Here is a 17,845-nt window from a genome sequence, read left to right as displayed (position 1 = left end):
GCGATGTCGTTTTTGTTGCAGCCGAATGACAACTTGATGTCAGTCCGTTAACCCTATCGCTCGTTCGATTTAGACCGCGTGTTTCTCAAGGAACGCCTCGATGGAGAGCGAGCGAAAATCATCGAGCGCAGAGCGCAACTTATCGTGGTCCCAATCCCACCAGGCAACGACCTGCAGTTGTTCAGCCGTTTTTCGGTCGAAGCGATCACGAATTTTGTGTGCCGGGACGCCGCCAACGATCGTGTAGGGATCGACGTTCTTCGTGACCACCGCCCCTGCCCCGATTACTGCGCCGTCGCCGACGGTGACGCCCGGCAGAACCGTCGCGCCGTGGCCGATCCAGACATCATGGCCGATCGTGACGGTATTAGTGCGCCGCCAGTCGAAAAATTGCTCGTCAACCGTGCCGTCGTCCCAGTAGTCGCCCGAGCGATAGGTAAAATGGTGCAGCGTCGGCCGCCAGGTCGGATGGTTGGGCGCGTTAAGGCGAACGCTCGAAGCTATGTTGGCGAACTTGCCGACCTTGGCGCACCAGGCAGATCCGTCCTGCATGATGTAGGAATAGTCGCCGAAGCTCGATTCACTGAGGCGGCAACGCTCGGCAACTTCAGTATAGCGGCCGAACGCGCAGCCTTCGACGCTCGCCGTCGGATGGATCAATGGCGTTTCCGAGAGTTTCGTCATGCCGCAACTCCGCCTGCGGTGGAAAACGCCGTGACATCGATGATCCGGTCGGCAACGGCCTCGCGCACATCCTCGTCGTGAAAGATGCCGAGCATGGCGACGCCCGCGGCCTTCTTGGCCTCGATCATAGACACGACGACGCTGCGGTTCCTGGCGTCGAGCGATGCTGTCGGCTCGTCGAGCAGCAGGACCGGGTGATCGGTAATGAAGCCGCGCGCAATGTTGACGCGTTGCTGTTCGCCGCCGGAGAAGGTGGCGGGCGGCAGCGCCCACAGCCGTTCGGGGAGATTGAGTCCCGAGAGCAGCACCGCCGCCTTGTCGCGGGCTTCGCCGCGATCGACGCCGCGGGCGACGAGCGGCTCGGCGACAACGTCAAGCGCCGAAACCCGTGGCACGGTGCGCAGGAACTGGCTGACATAGCCGACCATTTCGCGGCGGATACCGAGCATGGTTCGCGGATCGGCCGAGGCAATATCCACAAGGCGGTCGCGGTAGGGAACGATGATCTGGCCCTGATCCACGGCATAATTTCCGTAGATCATTTTCAGAATCGAGCTCTTTCCGGCACCGGAAGGGCCGCCAAGAACGGCGCACTCGCCGGCCTTGATCGAGAATGACACGTTGGTGACCACCGGCAAGCGGATGCCGTCACGCAGGTGCATGGTGAAACTCTTGGCGACATCGGAGACAACGAGAGGCGTTGGCATAATCTTCTCCTAGACCTGCAGGATGGATGAAACGAGAAGCTGGGTGTAAGGCGCCTGCGGATCGTCGAGGACGCGGTCGGTAAGGCCGGTTTCGACGATATGGCCGTCCTTCATCACCATCATGCGGTGCGAAAGCAGCCGCGCGACGGCAAGGTCATGGGTGACGACGATTGCCGCAAGGCCAAGGTCGCTGACGAGGCCCCGCAAAAGGTCGAGCAACCTCGCCTGCACCGACACGTCCAGCCCACCGGTCGGCTCGTCCATGAAGATGAGGCGCGGGTTGGTTACGAGGTTGCGTGCAATCTGCAGGCGCTGGCGCATCCCGCCGGAGAAGGCACGTGGCTCGTCATCGATGCGGTCGGCGGCGATTTCCACCCGCCCGAGCCAATCGGTCGCCGTCGAACGGATGCGGCCGTAGTGCCGGTCGCCGACCGCCATCAGCCGCTCGCCGACATTAGCGCCGGCCGAAACCGTCATGCGCAAGCCATCGGCCGGGTTCTGATGCACGAAGCCCCAGTCGGTGCGCATCAACAACCGCCGCTCGGCTTCGCTGAGGCGGTAAAGATCGCGGAACTGGCCGTCCCGCATGCGGTATTCGACGGAACCTGCCGAAGGCGCAAGCCGGGTCGCCAGACAGTTCAGAAGCGTGGTCTTGCCTGAACCGGATTCGCCGACGATGGCCAGCACTTCGCCCGGCCACAGTTCGAACGAGACATTCTGGCAGCCGATCCGGCTTCCATAGAATTTCGAGACTGCATTGACTTTGAGAAGTGGTGTATCGCTCATTCTGCTGCCTCCGCCGGATTGGCCGAAAGATGGCCGCGATGGCCATGCGCCTGCCGGTCTTCACAAAAATCCGTATCCGAGCACACGAACATGCTGCCGCCCTTGTCGTCGAGGATCACCTCGTCGAGGTAGGTACCCCTGGCACCGCACAGCGCGCAGGGCTCGGAAAAGCTCTGGATTTCGAATGGATGATCTTCAAAGTCGAGGCTGACGACTTCCGTGTAGGGCGGAACCGCGTAGATGCGCTTTTCGCGTCCTGCACCGAATAGTTGCAGCGCTGGCGAGCGATGCATCTTCGGATTGTCGAACTTTGGCGTCGGCGACGGGTCCATGACATAACGCCCTTCGACCTTTACCGGGTAGGCATAGGTCGTCGCGATGTGGCCGTGGCGGGCGATGTCCTCGTAGAGCTTCACATGCATGAGGCCGTATTCTTCGAGCGCGTGCATTTTCCGCGTTTCCGTCTCGCGCGGCTCGAGGAAGCGCAGGGGTTCGGGGATCGGCACTTGATAGACCAGGATTTGGCCGGCGGTGAGCGGTGTTTCCGGGATGCGGTGCCGCGTCTGGATGATCGTTGCTTCCGTTGTGCTGGTCGTCACCCGAACGTTTGCGGTCTTCTGGAAAAAGGCGCGGATCGATACGGCGTTGGTGGTGTCGTCGGCGCCCTGATCGATAACCTTCAGCCTGTCATCCGGTCCGATGACTGCCGCCGTCACCTGCACGCCGCCCGTGCCCCAGCCATAGGGCATCGGCATTTCGCGCGAGGCGAAAGGCACCTGGTAGCCCGGAATGGCAATGGCTTTCAGGATGGCGCGGCGGATCATCCGCTTCGTTTGCTCGTCGAGATAAGCAAAATTATATGTTGCGAGTTCGGTCATTCTGCTGCCTCCTGGACGTCGCGGCGTTCGTGTTCGGCCCGCATCCGGCGCACCAGGTCGAGTTCGGCCTGGAAATCCACGTAATGCGGCAGCTTCAAATGCTCGACGAAGCCGGTCGACTGGACATTATCGCTGTGTGAAATGACGAATTCCTCGTCCTGGGCGGCGGCGGTAATATCCTCGCCGAGCTCCCTCGCCCGCAATGCGCGATCGCAGAGCGACATCGACATCGCCTTGCGCTCGCTCTGGCCGAACACAAGGCCATAGCCGCGGGTGAACTGCGGCGGCTGCTTCGCCGAACCCTTGAACTGGTTGACCATCTGGCACTCGGTCAGGCGGATGCGCCCGAGCGTCAGCGGGAAATCAAGTTCCGCGACTTCAAGTTCGACCTCGACTTCGCCGATGCGGATTTCGCCAACGAAGGGATGGCTGCGGGCATAGCCCCGCTGTGTGGAATAGGCGAGACCGAGGAGAAAACCCTCGTCGCCGCGGGCAAGCGCTTGTAGACGCAGATCGCGCTCAAGCGGAAAGGCGAGCGGCTCGCGGGTCAGATCGCCAGGCGCTGCCCCTTCCGGCAACTCGCCATCCGTCTCGATCATGCCATGATGGCCGAGAATATCGGTGACGCGCGGCGCCGGTTCGTGCGTTTCCTCCACCCGCTCCTCCGGCGCTTCGACCGCGGCATCGGCGGCGAGTTCGGGATCGAGCAGGCGGTGCGTATAATCGAATGTCGGCCCGAGGAGTTGTCCACCCGGCAGATCCTTGAACGTTGCGGAGATGCGCCGTTCTATCGCCATTGCCGCCGTTTCGACGGGAAGCGTATAGCCAAAACGCGGCAGCGTCGTGCGATAGGCGCGGACGAGGAAGATTGCCTCGATCATGTCGCCCCGCGCCTGCTTGATGGCGAGTGCCGCAAGCTCGAGGTCGTAAAGCGATCCCTCGGCCATGACCCGGTCGACGCCGAGCGCCAGTTGTTCGACGATCTGGTCGAGCCGGATCGAGGGCACGGAGGGATCGCCCCTGCGCTTGTCGGCAAGAAGCCTGTGGGCATTGCGGATGGCAGTTTCGCCGCCCTTGACTGCAACATACATGGCCTTAAGCCTCCTTCTTCGCAACGCGGGTCGTGCGCGGCAGGGCGGCGAGCGCGTCCCGTCCGGCAAAGATCAGATCGATGCCGCGCGGAAAGGCGGCACGATTACCCGTCCATTGATCGATGAACATTTTCGGCAGCTGGCTCGGCGCGAAGTCCTGCGTGTCCTTGATACCGGGTCCACGGAGGGTGAGAACGTTCTCGCCCTCAAATCCGTCGAGCTGCAAGATGACCGTTGTCGAGCGGTCGGGATATTCCGACGTCCCTTTGGCAAAGGCTTCGAAGGACGGCATTGCGGCGATGTCTTTCACCAGCGCGAATTGCGCAGCCGCCGGATCGGAGACGAGTTCGAGGCCGGTATGAAATTTCAGCCAGCCGATGGCCTCCTTCGAGGCGCTGATCGACTTGTCGCACCAGACCGTTGCATCGTGGTCGAACAGCGTGGCGGCGATCGCCGCCATTACTGGCGTCAGCGGGGCCGGCGCTGCGACGAGCTCCGGCACGTCAAATACGCGGCCGGGATTGGCCATGGCATCCATCAGCGCCCGGAAAATCTGCTGCGATCCCATGACCGGATTGGCGAAGCCGCCCTCAAAAACCTGAGTATTCGTGCTCATCAGTCTTCCCCTCGCACCATTGTGAAGAAATCGACCTTGGTCGCTGCCGTCTCGGCGCGCTTGGTCCTGAGTTCCTCGTCGAGCCGCTGCGCGATTGGCGCAAGGACGGTCGTTTCGACCACATCGCGTTTGGCATCGTCCTGCCAAAGCGCATCAAAGACGGCGGCAAGGCGAACCTTTTCGCCCTGGCGACCAAGCGCATAAGCGTGGCCGACGGCACCGCTGCCGAGCCGCACGGTCGCGCGGGTCACAGTCGCTTCCCCGAGATTGAACGGAGCCCCCGACCCGCCGATGCGTCCGCGAACCATGACGAGGCCCGTTTCGGGCCCGCGCAACGTCTCGACTGCCGGCTTGTCGGTCCAGACCGACCAGAAGCGGGTCATCTCATCGGCGGTCGCCTGGGCGAGCAATGCCATGGCGGCCTTGCGCCCGGCATCGACGGTCGCCGGCATTTCCTGAAAATCTTTGGTCATTGACACCTCGCTCAAACTTGTCTATTCGTCTATACAACTAGACAATAAGTCCATCTATAGGGATGGTCAATGACAGGAGCATGACAAAGCGTGACTTCAGCGCGATTCATTACGCGAAACAGCGGTGTCGCCATCTGGCGGCAGATTGCCGACCAGATCCGCGGCGACATCACGGCGGGAAGAATGGCGAGCGGCGCACGCATGCCGCCCGAAATCGAACTCGCCGCGCGATTTTCCGTCAATCGCCACACCATCCGAAGCGCAATTGCCGCGCTTACGAAGGAAGGCGTGCTGCGAGCCGAGCAGGGGCGAGGCACATTTGTCGCGAATAGCCGCAAGCTGATTTATCGCATCGGCGAGCGCACGCGGTTCTCGCAGATACTCGCAACGCAGGTGCGCGAGACCAAGGGCGTATTGCTCTCTTACCGCACCGAAGCGGCGACGCCTGAAATTGCCGCGGCGCTTGGCATGTCGAAAGGAGACGTAATCCGCGTCGACACGCTGCACACGGCGGATGGCAACCCTGTCACCTGCTCGACGGCCTGGTTCGATGCCGCGCGCGTGCCTAACGCCGCCGAGGATTACCGTTCATCCGGTTCGATAACATTCGCGCTCAAGGCCGCGGGAATAGACGATTATCTGCGCAAGTCGACGATCATCGCGGCAAGACATGCCGATGCGGACGACCTGCGCCACCTCCAACTGTCGCCGGGGGCGATCGTGCTCGTTGCGACTGCGATCAATGTCGATATGGATGGCCGTCCGGTCGAATATGCCAAGACCCGCTTCGCCGCCGACCGCATGGAAATTGCGATCGACAACAAGGCGCTTTGATCTACCACATGGTCTTGGCTGCACGCTGCGGCCATTCGCGGTCATAGGCCTCGCCGCCGACACGGTCTTCGCTGAGAGCGGCGAGAACCTGGCCGGGGGTCGGAAACTCTTTCGGCGAGCGATGATTCTTCGGATTCCAAAGTTCGGAGCGGATCAAGGCGCGGGCGCACTGGAAATAGGCCTCCTCCACCTCGACGACCATCACCGATCGCGGCGCTTTTTCTTCGACGGCGAAACTTTCGAGCAACGTTCTGTCCGTATCGAGGAAGGCGCGGCCATTGACGCGGAACGTCGTGTCGACGCCCGGGATCAGGAAGAGCAGCGCGACGCGCGGGTCGCGGACGATATTGCGCAGCGAGTCGACCCGGTTGTTGCCGCGGCGGTCGGGGATCATCAAGGTGCGATCGTCATGGATGCGGACAAATCCCGCTAGATCGCCGCGCGGCGAGCAATCGAGCCCCTCCGGGCCGGATGTCGCCAGGGCCACGAACGGCGAGCCTTCGATGAGGCGGCGATATTCCGGCGTGATTCGGTCCGTGACCTTCGCCGTCGATGCCTCGGCAACACCGCTGTAAATCGCCTCGAGTTGTTCGATCGACGTGATGCGCGACATTCGATTCTCCATGCAAATATGGCGCGACTAACATTGCATTATTAAGCGGATATGACAGCCCCCGCCCCCGGAACTTTCCCATGACAGCAGCCGCCCACTCGTATATCAGTCGCAACCGACCGGATTGCGGAGGACTTCATGAACGGATTTGCGGCTATCGGCGAGTGCATGATCGAACTCTCGGGCGCCATTGGCGACCAGTGGCGCATGGGCTTTGCCGGCGATACGCTGAACACCACCTGGTATGTTCGGGCCCTCGCCGAGCCAGACCTCGCCGTGGATTACGTGACCGCATTTGGCGACGATCCCTTTTCCGTCAAGCAAAAGGCATTCTTGCGCGACAATGGTATCAACACGGCGCACAGCCCGACGATTGTCGGCGCCCGGCCCGGCCTTTACGCAATTACCCTGACCGGTGCCGAGCGGTCCTTCACCTATTGGCGCAATGACGCCGCTGCGCGGCAGTTGGCGGATGACGCCGATGCGCTCGCCAAGAGCCTCGAAGGCCGCCGTATCATCTATTTCTCCGGCATCACCATGGGCATTTTGAGCCCAAAGAGCCGGCAGACTGTGCTCAACGCTGTCAGCAATGCGCGGCGTCACGGTTCGCTCATCGTATTCGATGCCAACTATCGTCCGCGTCTGTGGGAAAATGCCGAGACGGCGAAGCAGGTGCTGAGCAACGCTTTCCATGTCAGCGATATCGCCTTGCCGACATTCCCGGATGAAAACGCACTCTTCGGCGACGTCACGCCAGCCGATACGGCGGCCCGCCTTGCGAGCTATGGCGTCAAGGAAATCGTCGTCAAGGATGGAACGGAGCCGGCGCTGGTCGTTTCGGGAGGCGTGAGTACCAATGTACAGGCCGCCAAAGCCAATGCGGTCGACACGACCGGCGCTGGCGACAGCTTTAATGGCGGCTATATCGCCGCCCGGCTCGCCGATCTCGATCCGGTTGCGGCCGCCAAAAGGGCGCACAAGGTGGCGGCGCGCGTCGTCGAATTTCACGGCGCGCTTGCCCCGATGGACGAAGCGCGCAAAGCCTTTGATGCTTAAGCCTGCTTTGCTTTGCTGAAGCTGTACTTGGTCATTTGGCTGTAGGTCTCCTGCGGCCGAAGTATTGCCTGCGGGAAATACGGGAAATGGGGTGAGTCCGGCCACACCTGCGCCTCGAAACAGAAGCCCGCATAATTATCGTAGGTGCTTCCTGTCAGCCCGATCGGCGGACGCCCGCCCAGCGTATTGCCGGCATAGAACTGCACGCCGGGTTCCGTGGTAAGAACGTTCATCTCGACGCCCGACTTCGCGCCCTTGGCCGATGCGACCCGCCGCAGGGGCTGACGCTGGCTCGACAGGCAGAAATTATTGTCATAGACCACCTGGGCGCCACCTTCTTCGCGGCGGATCGACCGGTAATCCCAAAAATCGTGCGTTGTGCCCGCCACCGGGAGAACCCGCCCGTCGGGAATGAGATCGGCATCGACCGGCAGATAGGCCGCCGCGTCGATGCGCACCTGATGGTCAAGCGCATCGGTTGCGCCGCCATCATCGAGATTGAAGTAGCTGTGATGGGCAAGGTTGCAGATGGTGGGCTTGTCGGTCACGGCATCCATTCGGATTGCGAGTGTGCCCTTCGATTCCAGCATATAGGTGCAGGTGATGTTGAGATTGCCGGGAAACCCCATCTCGCCATCGCCAAGCTGGATGGTCAGCGTCACATAATCCGAGCCGACGGCGACGACATCCCAGCTGCGCTTGCCGGCACCCCGGCTCCCACCGTGAATATTGTGCCGATCGTGAAAATTCCGCTCCAGCGCATAGGTCTCGCCGTCGATCGTGAGTTCGCCGCCACGAATGCGGTTGATCGACCGGCCGACCGTCGCGCCAAGATAGGGCGAGTGTGCTAGATAATCGGCGAAGTCCTGATAACCCAGGACCAGCGGCGGTTCGTGGCCCTTGAGGCGCAGGTCCTGGATGACTGCGCCCCAGGTCAGAACCTTGGCGGTCAGTCCCCCGCCGGAGATCGTGATGCGGTGGACTGCTTCGCCCTCAGGCGTATGGCCGAATAACTCAGTGTTCATTTAGAGGCCGAGACCTCCGACGCAGACATATTTTGTATCGAGGTAGTCTTCGATGCCCTGATGTCCGCCCTCTTTGCCGAGCCCCGATTCCTTGACACCGCCAAAGGGCGCCTCGACCGTGGTGATCATGCCTTCGTTGACGCCCACCATGCCGTATTTGAGCCCCTCGGAAACGCGGAACACGCGGCCAAGGTCCTGCGTATAGAAATAGCTCGCAAGGCCGAACTCGGTGTTGTTGGCAAGGTCGATCGCTTCCTGCTCCGTCTCGAATTTGTAGACCGGCGCCACGGGACCGAAAATCTCTTCCTTGGTGAAGAGCATGTCTTCCTTGGCGTCGCTGATGATCGTCGGCTCGTAGAAGCTGCCGCCGAGCGCATGACGCTTGCCGCCGGTCACGACTTTGCCGCCCTTCTGCTTGGCATCGGCGACGAATTCCTCGACCTTGGCGACTGCCTTCTCGTCGATCAGCGGACCCTGTTCTGTCCCGGTTTCGAGACCGTCGCCGACCTTTAGTTTCCGGGTCGCCGCAGCAAACTTTTCGATGAAGGTGTCGTAGATACCCGATTGTACCAGGAAGCGGTTTGTACACACGCAGGTCTGGCCGGAATTGCGGAATTTCGCGATCATCGCACCCTGGACGGCGCGGTCGACATCCGCATCGTCGAACACGATGAAGGGTGCATTGCCGCCAAGCTCCATGGACACCTTCTTTACGGTGTCCGCCGCCTGCTTGATCAGGATCTTGCCGATCTCGGTCGAGCCCGTGAAGGTGATCTTGCGCACGAGAGGATTGCTGGTGATTTCGCCGCCGATCTCCGAGGCAGAACCGGTGAGGATGTTGACAACGCCCTTCGGAATGCCGGCCTCCTCGCAAAGCGCACCCCATACAAGCCCGGAATAGGGTGTCTGGGTGGCCGGCTTAACGACCGCCGTGCAGCCTGCAGCGAGCGCGGGACCGATCTTGCGTGCGAGCATCGAGGACGGGAAATTCCAGGGCGTGATGGCCCCGATGACGCCAACCGGCTCTTTCGTCACGAGAATGCGGCGATCGGCCCAAGGTGATGGAACGATATCGCCATAGGTCCGCCGCGCTTCTTCGGCGTACCAGAGAATATAGGCCGCCGACATGCCGACCTCGCCCCTGGACTCGAACAGCGACTTCCCCTGCTCCAATGTGAGGAGTTCGGCCAGGGCGTCCTGGTTATCGAGGATGGCGTCGTGCAGCTTGCGCATCATCTTGGCGCGCTCGAGCACCGATGTCTTGCGCCAAGTCTTAAAGGCCTCGGCGGCAGCGTCGATGGCGCGCCGCGTTTCGGCCTTGCCGGAATTCGGAACCGTGCCGATCTTCAGGCCGGTTGCAGGGTTGATGACGTCGATTGTCTTGCCGGAATCGGCGCCCACCCACTCACCATTGATCAGGTTTGCCTGCTTCATGAACGGGCTGGATTTCTGCAACATCATATTTCTCCCTGTGTTCGAAGGGTTATTGTTGTCCGTGAGTTCCGTGAAGGATAACCCTGCATCGCCATTGGCAATGTGCGTCTCGTGAAGACGATGCGGCTACCCTGCTCCTTTTTGCCAAAAGCTGCAACTGCCTTGCCTAGCCGAAAATATGCGTGACGACGGAAACCCAAAACGCGAGCGTTAGGGCCGACAGCGCCGTTGCCATGACCATGGAATTCGAGGCGAGCGCCTGCCCGGTGCCGAAGCGCGTCGCAATCAGATAGGAGTTGACGCCGGCAGGGAGTGCGGCAGCGGTGACGGCAATCTTGGCGGTAAATGGCGGCAGGCCGATCAGCAAAGCCGCAGCAAGGACAACAGCCGGCATCAAAAGGAGCTTGATTGCCGACATGACAAGCGAAGCGGCGATGTGGCCCGACACACCGAATTTCTTGAGCCCCATGCCCATAGCGAAAAGAGCGACCGGGCCGGCGACGCTTCCCAACGTCTGAATGAGCGAATCGGCGACGACGGGCATGCGCAGGCCAGTCAGCCGCCATAGCCAGCCAGCGAGGATACCGATGACGAAGGGGTTGCGCAGCAGGCTTTTGAAGAATGAGGCAACCACCGCGGTTAAATGAGTCTCGCCATCGAACACCCCGTCGCGGCGCAGGGCAAACTCGTGCAGCGTTATGGATGCGGCCATCATGATCGGCATGTGAACGGCGACAATCAGCGACAGGATGGCGAACCCCTCCTGCCCAAAGACACCGAGCATCAGCGGCATGCCCAGGAACACGAGATTGGAAAAGGCCCCGGAAACCCCGGCGACGACACCGGCGCGATTGTCACGGCCGAACAAGACCTTGATTGCCAGATCGGATGCGATCCAGGCAACGACCACACCAATGAAGTAGCTGATCCACAATTGCCAAGGGGCAGCGCCGTGGAAATCGGCCGTCACCATGGTGCGGAACAAGAGAAGCGGCGCAGCGACGACAAAGACGAAGTCTGACAATCCGTCGCCCACCCGCTCATCAAGCAGCTTGAACTGGGCTGCAGCGTAGGCGATGGCAATCACACCAAAGACAACAAGGATTGTTTCAACGAGACCCATCACATTCCGCAATAGGCGGGCGGGCCATGCCGCGCAAGCAGTTCCAGGACTTCACTTTATTTTTCTTCGCCAAATCACCATTTCGCCTGATAAGGAGGCCAGATGTCGAGGCTGCTTATCCATCCATTATGTGTCCATATGCTCGCGTTGGCGTTGAGCGCGCTCGCATTTCTTTCTACCGCCGAGGCGACCGATGCGGCCTGGGCGCGCGTCCAGCGGGGTGGATATACGATCCTCATGCAGGGCGCCGATGTTTCGGGAACGCTAAGTCCAACCGTCGATCACTCCGTCGACTGCTCGGCGACGCAGACGCTTTCTGATCGCGGCCGCCAGCTTGCGCAGAAATTGGGGGCGCGGTTTGCGGCGCGCGGCGTGCGGATCGATCGCATCCTGACCAGTTCCACCTGCAATGCGCGTGAGACGGCCCGCCTGTCGTTCGGCTCCATTCCGGCCGAGATTTTCAAGCCGCTGGATCCGCTCCCCGCCGATGAAGCGGAAAAGGCCGCTGAACTCGAAAAGATCCGCGTTCTGATCACGGGCTTCAAGGGGTCCGGCAATCTGGTAATGCTCACCGATCGCGCCAATATAACGGCTCTGACGGGCGTAACTCCGCGGCCCACGGAAGCCGTGGTGGTTATCCCCAATGACGAGGGTGAGGCTATTCATGTGGCTGGACGAATTATATTCGACTAGACGGCGCACAACCTTGGGTCTTTCCATAGACCTTGAAAAACGTTAGATACCGGCTCATCAGACATCAGTGCCTTCGACGGGCACCGGAAGAAAAAAGGAAAATCAATTGTCCGAAACATTCGACAAGGTTGCCGATATCATTGCCGAAACCAGTGAGATCGATCGCGACTCCATTACGCCGGAAAGCCATACAATTGACGATCTCGGCATCGATAGCCTTGATTTCCTTGATATTGTTTTTGCAATCGACAAGGCCTTCGGTATCAAGATCCCGCTCGAACAGTGGACGCAGGAAGTCAATGACGGCAAGGTCCCGACCGAAGAATACTTCGTGTTGAAGAACCTGTGCGCCAAGATCGACGAACTCGTCGCCGCCAAAAAGGCCTGATTTCCGAGCAACGATTCGGACCGGGTCAACTTCACCTAACGGGGTGCACCGCGTGGACGGTGTTGCGAGACAATGCAGAACAACACCGTCGTCATCACTGGGATTGGACTGATCTCATCGCTGGGCGAAGGCGCCGACGCCCATTGGCAGGCCTTCAGCGGCAAGGCTGAACCGCGCACCGACAGTGAAACCTTCAAGCCCTATACGGTCCACCCGCTCGGCGAGGTTGACTGGAACAACCAGATACCGAAGCGCGGCGACCAGCGGCAGATGGAAACCTGGCAGCGCATCGGCACCTATACCGCCGGCCTTGCGCTGCAGGATGCGGGCATCAAGGATGACGAGGCACTTTGCGCTACCATGGATATGGTCGTTGGTGCCGGCGGCGGCGAACGCGATGTTGCGGTTGACCTGCAGATCCTTGCCGAAGCGCGCGTGCGCAATGACCTCGGCACGATGCTCAACGAGAAACTGTCGACGGAACTGCGCCCGACGCTGTTCCTCGCCCAGCTCTCCAATCTCCTTGCCGGCAATATTTCGATCGTCCACAAGGTCACCGGTTCCTCGCGCACTTTCATGGGTGAAGAAGGCTCCGGCATTTCTGCGATCGATACAACTGTTGCGCGCATCCGTTCGGGCCAGAGCACCCACGCCCTCGTCGGCGGGGCATATAACGCCGAACACCCGGACATGCTGCTCGGTTATGAGCTGAACAATATGCTGAAGCAGGATGGCTGGGGGCCGCTGTGGCAACGTGAAGACGCTGCCGGCGGCGGCATCGTCACCGGTTCGGGCGGCGCATTCCTGGTCCTCGAAAGCGAGGAACACGCGAAGAAGCGCGGCGCTCGCGGATATGCGGCGATCGACGGCGTCTACAGCACGCAAATCCGCCGCAGCCGCGACGATTTGAAGGAGACGATCGCCAAGCTTCTCGGCGCTGCAACGGCCGACTCGCCGGCTGACGTCATCATTTCCGGGGCATCCGGCGCCAAGCGCATCACTGCCGCCGAGAAGGCAGCGCTCGACGCATTCTCGAGTTCGTCCATACGCGGTATCGCTGGCAAGCTCGGTCATTTCCGCGAGGCGCAGTTCCCGCTGGTCGTTGGCCTCGCCGCGCTCAGCATCTATCACGGTACCGCTTTTCCGCCCATCGATCCCGACAATGAAAAGGCCGGCCCCGAGCGCGTCAACACGGCGCTGGCTACCTCGATCGGCGGCTCGCGCGGCGAAGGCGTTGCCCGTCTCGTCAAAGTTTAAGGATATGCCGCATGTCCAAATATACTGATCATCTGGGCCGTCCGCTTGTTGCGATTACCGGCCTCGGAGTTGTTTCCTCGCTCGGTCAGGGCAAGGAGGAAAACTGGGCCGCGCTGACATCCGGGACGTCGGGCATCCACAGGATTACCCGTTTTCCCGTCGATGGACTGCGCACGCAGATCGCCGGCACCGTTGATTTCCTCGACGAAAGCAACAAGGGCGCTGTCGCGCTCTCGCAGAAGCTCGGTTCTCTCGCCGGCGAGGAAGCAATCACCCAGGCGGGCCTCTCCGTCGATGATTTCGGCGGCCCGCTGTTTCTGGCAGCGCCGCCGGTCGAACTCGACTGGCGCAACCGCTTCGCGCTCGATGCGCTGGTCCGCAATGAAGGCGAGCCCGGCTACGATCTCCTTCTCGCAGCCTGCCGCCGCGCGCCGCAGGTAGACATGTTCAATACCGTGGAGTTCGGCTACATCGCCGAACAGCTCGCCGAGAAGTTCGGAACCCGCGGCCTGCCGGTGACGCTGTCGACGGCCTGCGCGTCTGGCGCGACTGCGATCCAGCTCGGCGTCGAGGCGATCCGCCGCGGCGAAAGCGACAAGGTGCTGTCGATCGGCACCGATGGTTCGGTTTCGGCCGAAGCCCTGATCCGCTTCTCGCTGCTCTCTGCCCTTTCCACCCAGAACGAGCCAGCCCACAAGGCGGCAAAACCCTTCTCCAAGGATCGCGACGGATTCGTCATGGCTGAGGGTTCCGGGGCAATGGTGATGGAATCGCTGGAAGCAGCCGTCGCCCGCGGCGCCAACATCCTCGGAATCATGCGCGGTTGCGGCGAAAAGGCCGACGACTTCCACCGCACCCGTTCGAAGCCGGATGGCTCGCCCGCAATCGGAGCGGTCCGTGCAGCGCTCGACGATGCCGGCATCGCAGAGGATGCGATCGACTACATCAACGCCCACGGCACCTCCACACCCGAGAACGACAAGATGGAATATCTCGCTCTGTCGACCGTGTTCGGGGAGCGCATCTCGAAGCTGCCGACGTCGTCCAACAAGTCGATGATCGGCCACACATTGACGGCGGCCGGCGCCATCGAGGCGGTATTCTCGATGCTGACGATCCAGACCGGCACCATCCCGCCGACGATCAACTACGACAATCCCGATCCGTCTATCGATCTCGACGTGGTGCCCAATGTGAAGCGTGAAGCGAGCGTTTCATCGGTGCTTTCCAGCTCATTCGGCTTCGGTGGACAAAATACCTGTCTTGTCATGACCGCAGAACCGAACTAATCCGTGGCCTGAACAAGGAAACGGATATGCGTGCACTACAGCTGATCGACGACCGCAAGCTCGAATTGGTCGATATTGCCCCTCCGCCCCCGCCCGGCGTCGGCGAGGTTACGGTGAATATCAGGGCCGTTGCGCTCAATCACATTGACGTCTGGGGCTGGCGCGGCATGGCCTTCGCCAAGCGCAAGATGCCACTGACGATCGGCGCGGAAGCATCCGGCGTTGTCGATGCGATCGGCCCAGGTGTCAGTTCGGTGCTGCCCGGCCAGCTTGTTTCGATTTACGGTGCGCAGACCTGCGGTCTTTGCCGGCCCTGCCGCGAAGGCCGCGACAATCTCTGCGAACACGTATCCGGGGTCCATGGCTTTCACCTCGACGGCTTTGCCCAGGAAAAAGTCAACCTACCGGCTCGCCTCCTCGTCCCGGCGCCCCCCGGCGTCGACGAGATCGGCGCTGCGGTCGCGCCCGTTACCTTCGGTACGGTCGAGCACATGCTCTTTGACAATGCCAAGCTTGAGCCCGGCGAGACGATCCTCGTGCATGCCGGAGGGTCGGGCATTGGCTCGGCCGCGATCCAGCTAGCCAAGAAGATCGGCTGCACGGTCATTACGACTGTCGGTTCCGACAACAAGATCGAGAAGGCGAAGGCGCTGGGCGCCGACCACGTCATCAACTACCGCGAAGATCGCTTCGAAGGTGTCGTGCGCAAGCTGACGAAGAAAAAGGGCGTGGACGTTGTCTTTGAACACGTCGGCGCGGACACCTGGGCGGGTTCCATGCTGTCGCTGCGGCGCGGCGGGCGTCTTGTCACGTGCGGCTCGACATCCGGCGTATCGACGAACATGAACCTGATGATGCTGTTCCAGCAGCAGTTGAAGCTGCTCGGCTCCTTCGGCTGCCGCATGGAGAACATGGCGGATGCGATGCAGAAGATGGCGCGCGGCCTCGTTCATCCGGTCATCGATACGCAAGTCGGTTTCGATGAAATCGACACGGCGCTGAAACGGATGGAAGGCCGGGACGTTTTCGGCAAGATCATCCTGCGCATCAACTGATTTGCGATGAAGCTCAATACGAAACTTGCTCTGTTCCGGTGGAGCCAGAGGCTCAAGTCGTTCAACTACTGGCTGACGGCGAATGTCGTCTTCGGCATTTTGTGGCTGTTGCGCCGCCTGCCCGCACAGGCAGCAATGGATTTCATGGACGCCGCGGCGCGTAAGATCGGTCCGCTGATGGGGCGCCACCGCGTCGCCATGAACAACCTGCGCAAGGCCTATCCGGAAAAGTCCGAGCAAGAACTGCAGGACATCGCGCGCGACATGTGGGGCAACATGGCGCGGCTCACTGCCGAATATGTCTTCCTCGACGCCATCTTCGACTACGATCCGCACAGCGGCAAGACCGGGATCATCGAAGTGCATGGCCGGGAAATCTTCGAGCGCCTGCTCGGGGAAAAGGACCGGCCGCACATATTCTTCACCGGGCATACCGGCAATTTCGAACTCCTGCCGATCTGCGCCGCGACATTCGACTTGAATGTAACAGCGCTGTTTCGCCCGCCGAACAATCCCTATGTCGCCAAGCGCATCCTGGGCGCTCGCCGCACCAATATGGGGCACCTCGTTCCATCGAAGGCCGGGGCGGCATGGTCGCTCGCGACTGTTCTTAATGCCAACGGCAATGTCGGCATGCTGGTCGACCAGAAATTCCGCCGGGGCATCCCCTCGACCTTCTTCAACCGCCCCTGCAAGACCAACCCGCTTCTGGCCAAGCTCGCGCGCCAATATGATTGCGACGTTTATCCGGCCCGCTGCATCCGCCTGCCCGGAGGCCGCTTCCGCCTCGAGCTCGAGGAAAAGATGGAACTGCCGCGCGATGAAAAGGGTGCGGTCGACCTTTCTGCCACCGTGCAAGCTTTGAACGACAAGGTGGAAAGCTGGGTGCGCGAATATCCCGGCCAGTGGATGTGGTTCCACAAGCGCTGGAACTGATCACCTAGTAATAGTTCATCACCGCATGCCGGGCCTCGGCGAAGAAGAGCCAGCGCTCGGTAAAGAGGCCGAGAAGGTGCGTGAGGACGCCCACGGCAAGGACGAATTGTGCCAAGAGGCCGCCGCCAATCGCCATGGCAGCAAGCAAGGCAACGAACGGCAGCACGATGCCGCTCAGAAACGCTATCATCCAGAGCTTGGCCGCATGCTTGCGGGCAACGCGAAAGCCCATTTCGCGCGTCAAGTAATTCTCCAGCGCGTGCGGACGCTCGAACAGCCGCACCTTGCCGATATGTCCGAGCCCGGTTGCCGTCTCCGGCGTCGACAGGGGGACGAGCGTCATTGCCCGCTTTCGCCATATCATCTTGGCGAGAAGGGCAAGCAGAATGAATAACAGCGCCAGAAGCTCGAGGCCGAGCGCGCCTCCGGCAAAACTCGCAGCGAGCAGAAACCCGCCGGCGAGCGAAAACAGCAGGAAGCAAAGCGGCGTCAGCGGGGTATTCCAGTTGCCGACGGTCTTGAGCGACGCATAGATCATCGATGTGCAATAGACGGTGATCAGCGCGCCTGCGACGGTGATCAGGCCAAGCAGCACATCGTGACGATCGTCGAAGACAGCCAGTGCGGCGCTCAAGGTCAGCGGCACGAAGGTTGCGATCGCCATCACCCCTTCGCGCGACAGCCAGCTCGATCTCCACTGGCTGACCGCCCGCCAGGCGCGCTGGGGATTGCCGAGATGGAGAAGCGACGAGGACAGCCCGATGCCGATCAGCCCAATCGAAATGACATAGGCGATCTTGGTCGAGAGCGCGGCCGGATCGAGAAAGCCAAGCCCAAGAACGACGACAAGACCGTAGCCAAGGCCGGACAGGGTCGTGAAGACGATGATCGAATAGGCTGGATGCAT

Annotated in this window: 20 protein-coding genes; 8 read left to right on the top strand and 12 right to left on the bottom strand. The window is 61.1% G+C overall.

Translation table 11 applies throughout. The annotated features are described in order from the left end of the window. Positions 1 to 69: 69 nt before the first annotated feature. The 7 genes from GF108_RS15845 to phnG are packed head-to-tail and all read right to left on the bottom strand — an operon-like array spanning position 70 to position 5,235. Positions 70 to 684: a DapH/DapD/GlmU-related protein gene (locus GF108_RS15845; RefSeq protein ID WP_153668911.1), complete on the bottom strand. Its 615-nt coding sequence runs from the start codon at positions 682 to 684 to the stop codon at positions 70 to 72. Further along, on the bottom strand, positions 681 to 1,391 hold the full coding sequence (phnL, locus tag GF108_RS15840) for a phosphonate C-P lyase system protein PhnL (RefSeq protein ID WP_153668909.1): 711 nt from the start codon (positions 1,389 to 1,391) through the stop codon (positions 681 to 683). The genes GF108_RS15845 and phnL overlap by 4 nt, the downstream gene beginning before the upstream one ends. Before the next feature lie 9 nt (positions 1,392 to 1,400). Further along, entirely contained in the window at positions 1,401 to 2,177 is a 777-nt protein-coding gene (phnK, locus tag GF108_RS15835; protein ID WP_153668908.1) for a phosphonate C-P lyase system protein PhnK, read from the bottom strand. Further along, positions 2,174 to 3,055: an alpha-D-ribose 1-methylphosphonate 5-phosphate C-P-lyase PhnJ gene (locus tag GF108_RS15830; RefSeq protein ID WP_091945365.1), complete on the bottom strand. Its 882-nt coding sequence runs from the start codon at positions 3,053 to 3,055 to the stop codon at positions 2,174 to 2,176. Before GF108_RS15830 ends, phnK begins: the two co-directional genes overlap by 4 nt. Further along, a complete protein-coding gene (locus tag GF108_RS15825) occupies positions 3,052 to 4,146 on the bottom strand; it encodes a carbon-phosphorus lyase complex subunit PhnI (RefSeq protein ID WP_153668906.1) in 1,095 nt (364 codons plus the stop codon). The genes GF108_RS15830 and GF108_RS15825 overlap by 4 nt, the downstream gene beginning before the upstream one ends. Positions 4,147 to 4,150: 4 nt before the next feature. Continuing rightward, a complete protein-coding gene (gene phnH, locus GF108_RS15820; RefSeq protein WP_153668904.1) occupies positions 4,151 to 4,762 on the bottom strand; it encodes a phosphonate C-P lyase system protein PhnH in 612 nt (203 codons plus the stop codon). Next, complete coding sequence (gene phnG / locus GF108_RS15815) at positions 4,762 to 5,235, bottom strand: phosphonate C-P lyase system protein PhnG (protein WP_246663971.1); 474 nt, start codon at positions 5,233 to 5,235, stop codon at positions 4,762 to 4,764. Before phnG ends, phnH begins: the two co-directional genes overlap by 1 nt. Positions 5,236 to 5,325: 90 nt before the next feature. On the opposite strand from phnG, the gene phnF reads away from it, so the two are divergent. Further along, positions 5,326 to 6,069, top strand: coding sequence for a phosphonate metabolism transcriptional regulator PhnF (gene phnF, locus GF108_RS15810; protein WP_370462189.1), 744 nt, complete (start codon positions 5,326 to 5,328; stop codon positions 6,067 to 6,069). 1 nt (position 6,070) lies between these two features. On the opposite strand, the gene GF108_RS15805 is transcribed toward phnF, so the two are convergent. Continuing rightward, entirely contained in the window at positions 6,071 to 6,682 is a 612-nt protein-coding gene (locus tag GF108_RS15805; RefSeq protein ID WP_153668902.1) for a pyridoxamine 5'-phosphate oxidase family protein, read from the bottom strand. 138 nt (positions 6,683 to 6,820) lie between these two features. Here GF108_RS15805 and GF108_RS15800 point away from each other — a divergent pair, with 138 nt between their 5' ends. Continuing rightward, a complete protein-coding gene (locus GF108_RS15800) occupies positions 6,821 to 7,738 on the top strand; it encodes a sugar kinase (protein ID WP_153668900.1) in 918 nt (305 codons plus the stop codon). Here the strand turns inward: GF108_RS15800 and GF108_RS15795 are convergent. From GF108_RS15795 to GF108_RS15785, 3 genes are all read right to left on the bottom strand, one after another. After that, on the bottom strand, positions 7,735 to 8,763 hold the full coding sequence (locus tag GF108_RS15795) for an aldose epimerase family protein (RefSeq protein WP_153668898.1): 1,029 nt from the start codon (positions 8,761 to 8,763) through the stop codon (positions 7,735 to 7,737). The genes GF108_RS15800 and GF108_RS15795 overlap by 4 nt on opposite strands. After that, positions 8,764 to 10,221 carry an NAD-dependent succinate-semialdehyde dehydrogenase gene (locus GF108_RS15790; protein WP_153668896.1) on the bottom strand — a complete coding sequence of 486 codons (1,458 nt, stop codon included), beginning with the start codon at positions 10,219 to 10,221 and terminating at the stop codon, positions 8,764 to 8,766. It abuts the gene before it with no gap. A gap of 142 nt (positions 10,222 to 10,363) precedes the next feature. Continuing rightward, positions 10,364 to 11,320 carry an AEC family transporter gene (locus tag GF108_RS15785; protein ID WP_153668894.1) on the bottom strand — a complete coding sequence of 319 codons (957 nt, stop codon included), beginning with the start codon at positions 11,318 to 11,320 and terminating at the stop codon, positions 10,364 to 10,366. A 102-nt stretch (positions 11,321 to 11,422) separates the two neighbouring features. On the opposite strand from GF108_RS15785, the gene GF108_RS15780 reads away from it, so the two are divergent. The 6 genes from GF108_RS15780 to GF108_RS15755 all read left to right on the top strand — a co-directional run bounded on the left by GF108_RS15780 (position 11,423) and on the right by GF108_RS15755 (position 16,938). Then, positions 11,423 to 12,013, top strand: a complete 591-nt coding sequence (locus GF108_RS15780) for a histidine phosphatase family protein (protein WP_153668892.1) — start codon at positions 11,423 to 11,425, stop codon at positions 12,011 to 12,013. A gap of 106 nt (positions 12,014 to 12,119) precedes the next feature. Next, on the top strand, positions 12,120 to 12,401 hold the full coding sequence (locus GF108_RS15775) for an acyl carrier protein (RefSeq protein WP_027231748.1): 282 nt from the start codon (positions 12,120 to 12,122) through the stop codon (positions 12,399 to 12,401). 72 nt (positions 12,402 to 12,473) lie between these two features. Then, positions 12,474 to 13,658 (top strand): beta-ketoacyl-ACP synthase, encoded by a 1,185-nt coding sequence (locus tag GF108_RS15770; protein WP_153668890.1) that lies wholly within the window; start codon positions 12,474 to 12,476, stop codon positions 13,656 to 13,658. Positions 13,659 to 13,669: 11 nt separating this feature from the next. Next, positions 13,670 to 14,947 carry a beta-ketoacyl-ACP synthase gene (locus GF108_RS15765; protein ID WP_153668888.1) on the top strand — a complete coding sequence of 426 codons (1,278 nt, stop codon included), beginning with the start codon at positions 13,670 to 13,672 and terminating at the stop codon, positions 14,945 to 14,947. 26 nt (positions 14,948 to 14,973) lie between these two features. After that, a complete protein-coding gene (locus GF108_RS15760) occupies positions 14,974 to 16,002 on the top strand; it encodes a zinc-binding dehydrogenase (RefSeq protein ID WP_027231751.1) in 1,029 nt (342 codons plus the stop codon). A gap of 6 nt (positions 16,003 to 16,008) precedes the next feature. After that, positions 16,009 to 16,938: a lipid A biosynthesis lauroyl acyltransferase gene (locus GF108_RS15755; protein ID WP_153668886.1), complete on the top strand. Its 930-nt coding sequence runs from the start codon at positions 16,009 to 16,011 to the stop codon at positions 16,936 to 16,938. 4 nt (positions 16,939 to 16,942) lie between these two features. On the opposite strand, the gene GF108_RS15750 is transcribed toward GF108_RS15755, so the two are convergent. Further along, positions 16,943 to 17,845 carry a DmsC/YnfH family molybdoenzyme membrane anchor subunit gene (locus tag GF108_RS15750; RefSeq protein WP_153668884.1) on the bottom strand — a complete coding sequence of 301 codons (903 nt, stop codon included), beginning with the start codon at positions 17,843 to 17,845 and terminating at the stop codon, positions 16,943 to 16,945.

The sequence above is a fragment of the Phyllobacterium sp. SYP-B3895 genome (genome assembly GCF_009647635.1).
GTDB classification, from domain to species: domain Bacteria; phylum Pseudomonadota; class Alphaproteobacteria; order Rhizobiales; family Rhizobiaceae; genus Phyllobacterium; species Phyllobacterium pellucidum.
This window is presented reverse-complemented; position numbering and strand designations above follow the sequence as displayed.

Excerpts from the sequence above, each read along its gene's own strand:
- GF108_RS15845 (WP_153668911.1), bottom strand. The coding sequence starts at position 684 with ATGACGAAACTCTCGGAAACGCCATTGATCCATCCGACGGCGAGCGTC.
- phnL (WP_153668909.1), bottom strand. The coding sequence starts at position 1,391 with ATGCCAACGCCTCTCGTTGTCTCCGATGTCGCCAAGAGTTTCACCATG.
- phnK (WP_153668908.1), bottom strand. The coding sequence starts at position 2,177 with ATGAGCGATACACCACTTCTCAAAGTCAATGCAGTCTCGAAATTCTAT.
- GF108_RS15830 (WP_091945365.1), bottom strand. The coding sequence starts at position 3,055 with ATGACCGAACTCGCAACATATAATTTTGCTTATCTCGACGAGCAAACG.
- GF108_RS15825 (WP_153668906.1), bottom strand. The coding sequence starts at position 4,146 with ATGTATGTTGCAGTCAAGGGCGGCGAAACTGCCATCCGCAATGCCCAC.
- phnH (WP_153668904.1), bottom strand. The coding sequence starts at position 4,762 with ATGAGCACGAATACTCAGGTTTTTGAGGGCGGCTTCGCCAATCCGGTC.
- phnG (WP_246663971.1), bottom strand. The coding sequence starts at position 5,235 with ATGACCAAAGATTTTCAGGAAATGCCGGCGACCGTCGATGCCGGGCGC.
- GF108_RS15805 (WP_153668902.1), bottom strand. The coding sequence starts at position 6,682 with ATGTCGCGCATCACGTCGATCGAACAACTCGAGGCGATTTACAGCGGT.
- GF108_RS15800 (WP_153668900.1), top strand. The coding sequence starts at position 6,821 with ATGAACGGATTTGCGGCTATCGGCGAGTGCATGATCGAACTCTCGGGC.
- GF108_RS15795 (WP_153668898.1), bottom strand. The coding sequence starts at position 8,763 with ATGAACACTGAGTTATTCGGCCATACGCCTGAGGGCGAAGCAGTCCAC.
- GF108_RS15790 (WP_153668896.1), bottom strand. The coding sequence starts at position 10,221 with ATGTTGCAGAAATCCAGCCCGTTCATGAAGCAGGCAAACCTGATCAAT.
- GF108_RS15785 (WP_153668894.1), bottom strand. The coding sequence starts at position 11,320 with ATGGGTCTCGTTGAAACAATCCTTGTTGTCTTTGGTGTGATTGCCATC.
- GF108_RS15780 (WP_153668892.1), top strand. The coding sequence starts at position 11,423 with ATGTCGAGGCTGCTTATCCATCCATTATGTGTCCATATGCTCGCGTTG.
- GF108_RS15770 (WP_153668890.1), top strand. The coding sequence starts at position 12,474 with ATGCAGAACAACACCGTCGTCATCACTGGGATTGGACTGATCTCATCG.
- GF108_RS15765 (WP_153668888.1), top strand. The coding sequence starts at position 13,670 with ATGTCCAAATATACTGATCATCTGGGCCGTCCGCTTGTTGCGATTACC.
- GF108_RS15760 (WP_027231751.1), top strand. The coding sequence starts at position 14,974 with ATGCGTGCACTACAGCTGATCGACGACCGCAAGCTCGAATTGGTCGAT.
- GF108_RS15755 (WP_153668886.1), top strand. The coding sequence starts at position 16,009 with ATGAAGCTCAATACGAAACTTGCTCTGTTCCGGTGGAGCCAGAGGCTC.
- GF108_RS15750 (WP_153668884.1), bottom strand. The coding sequence starts at position 17,845 with ATGCATCCAGCCTATTCGATCATCGTCTTCACGACCCTGTCCGGCCTT.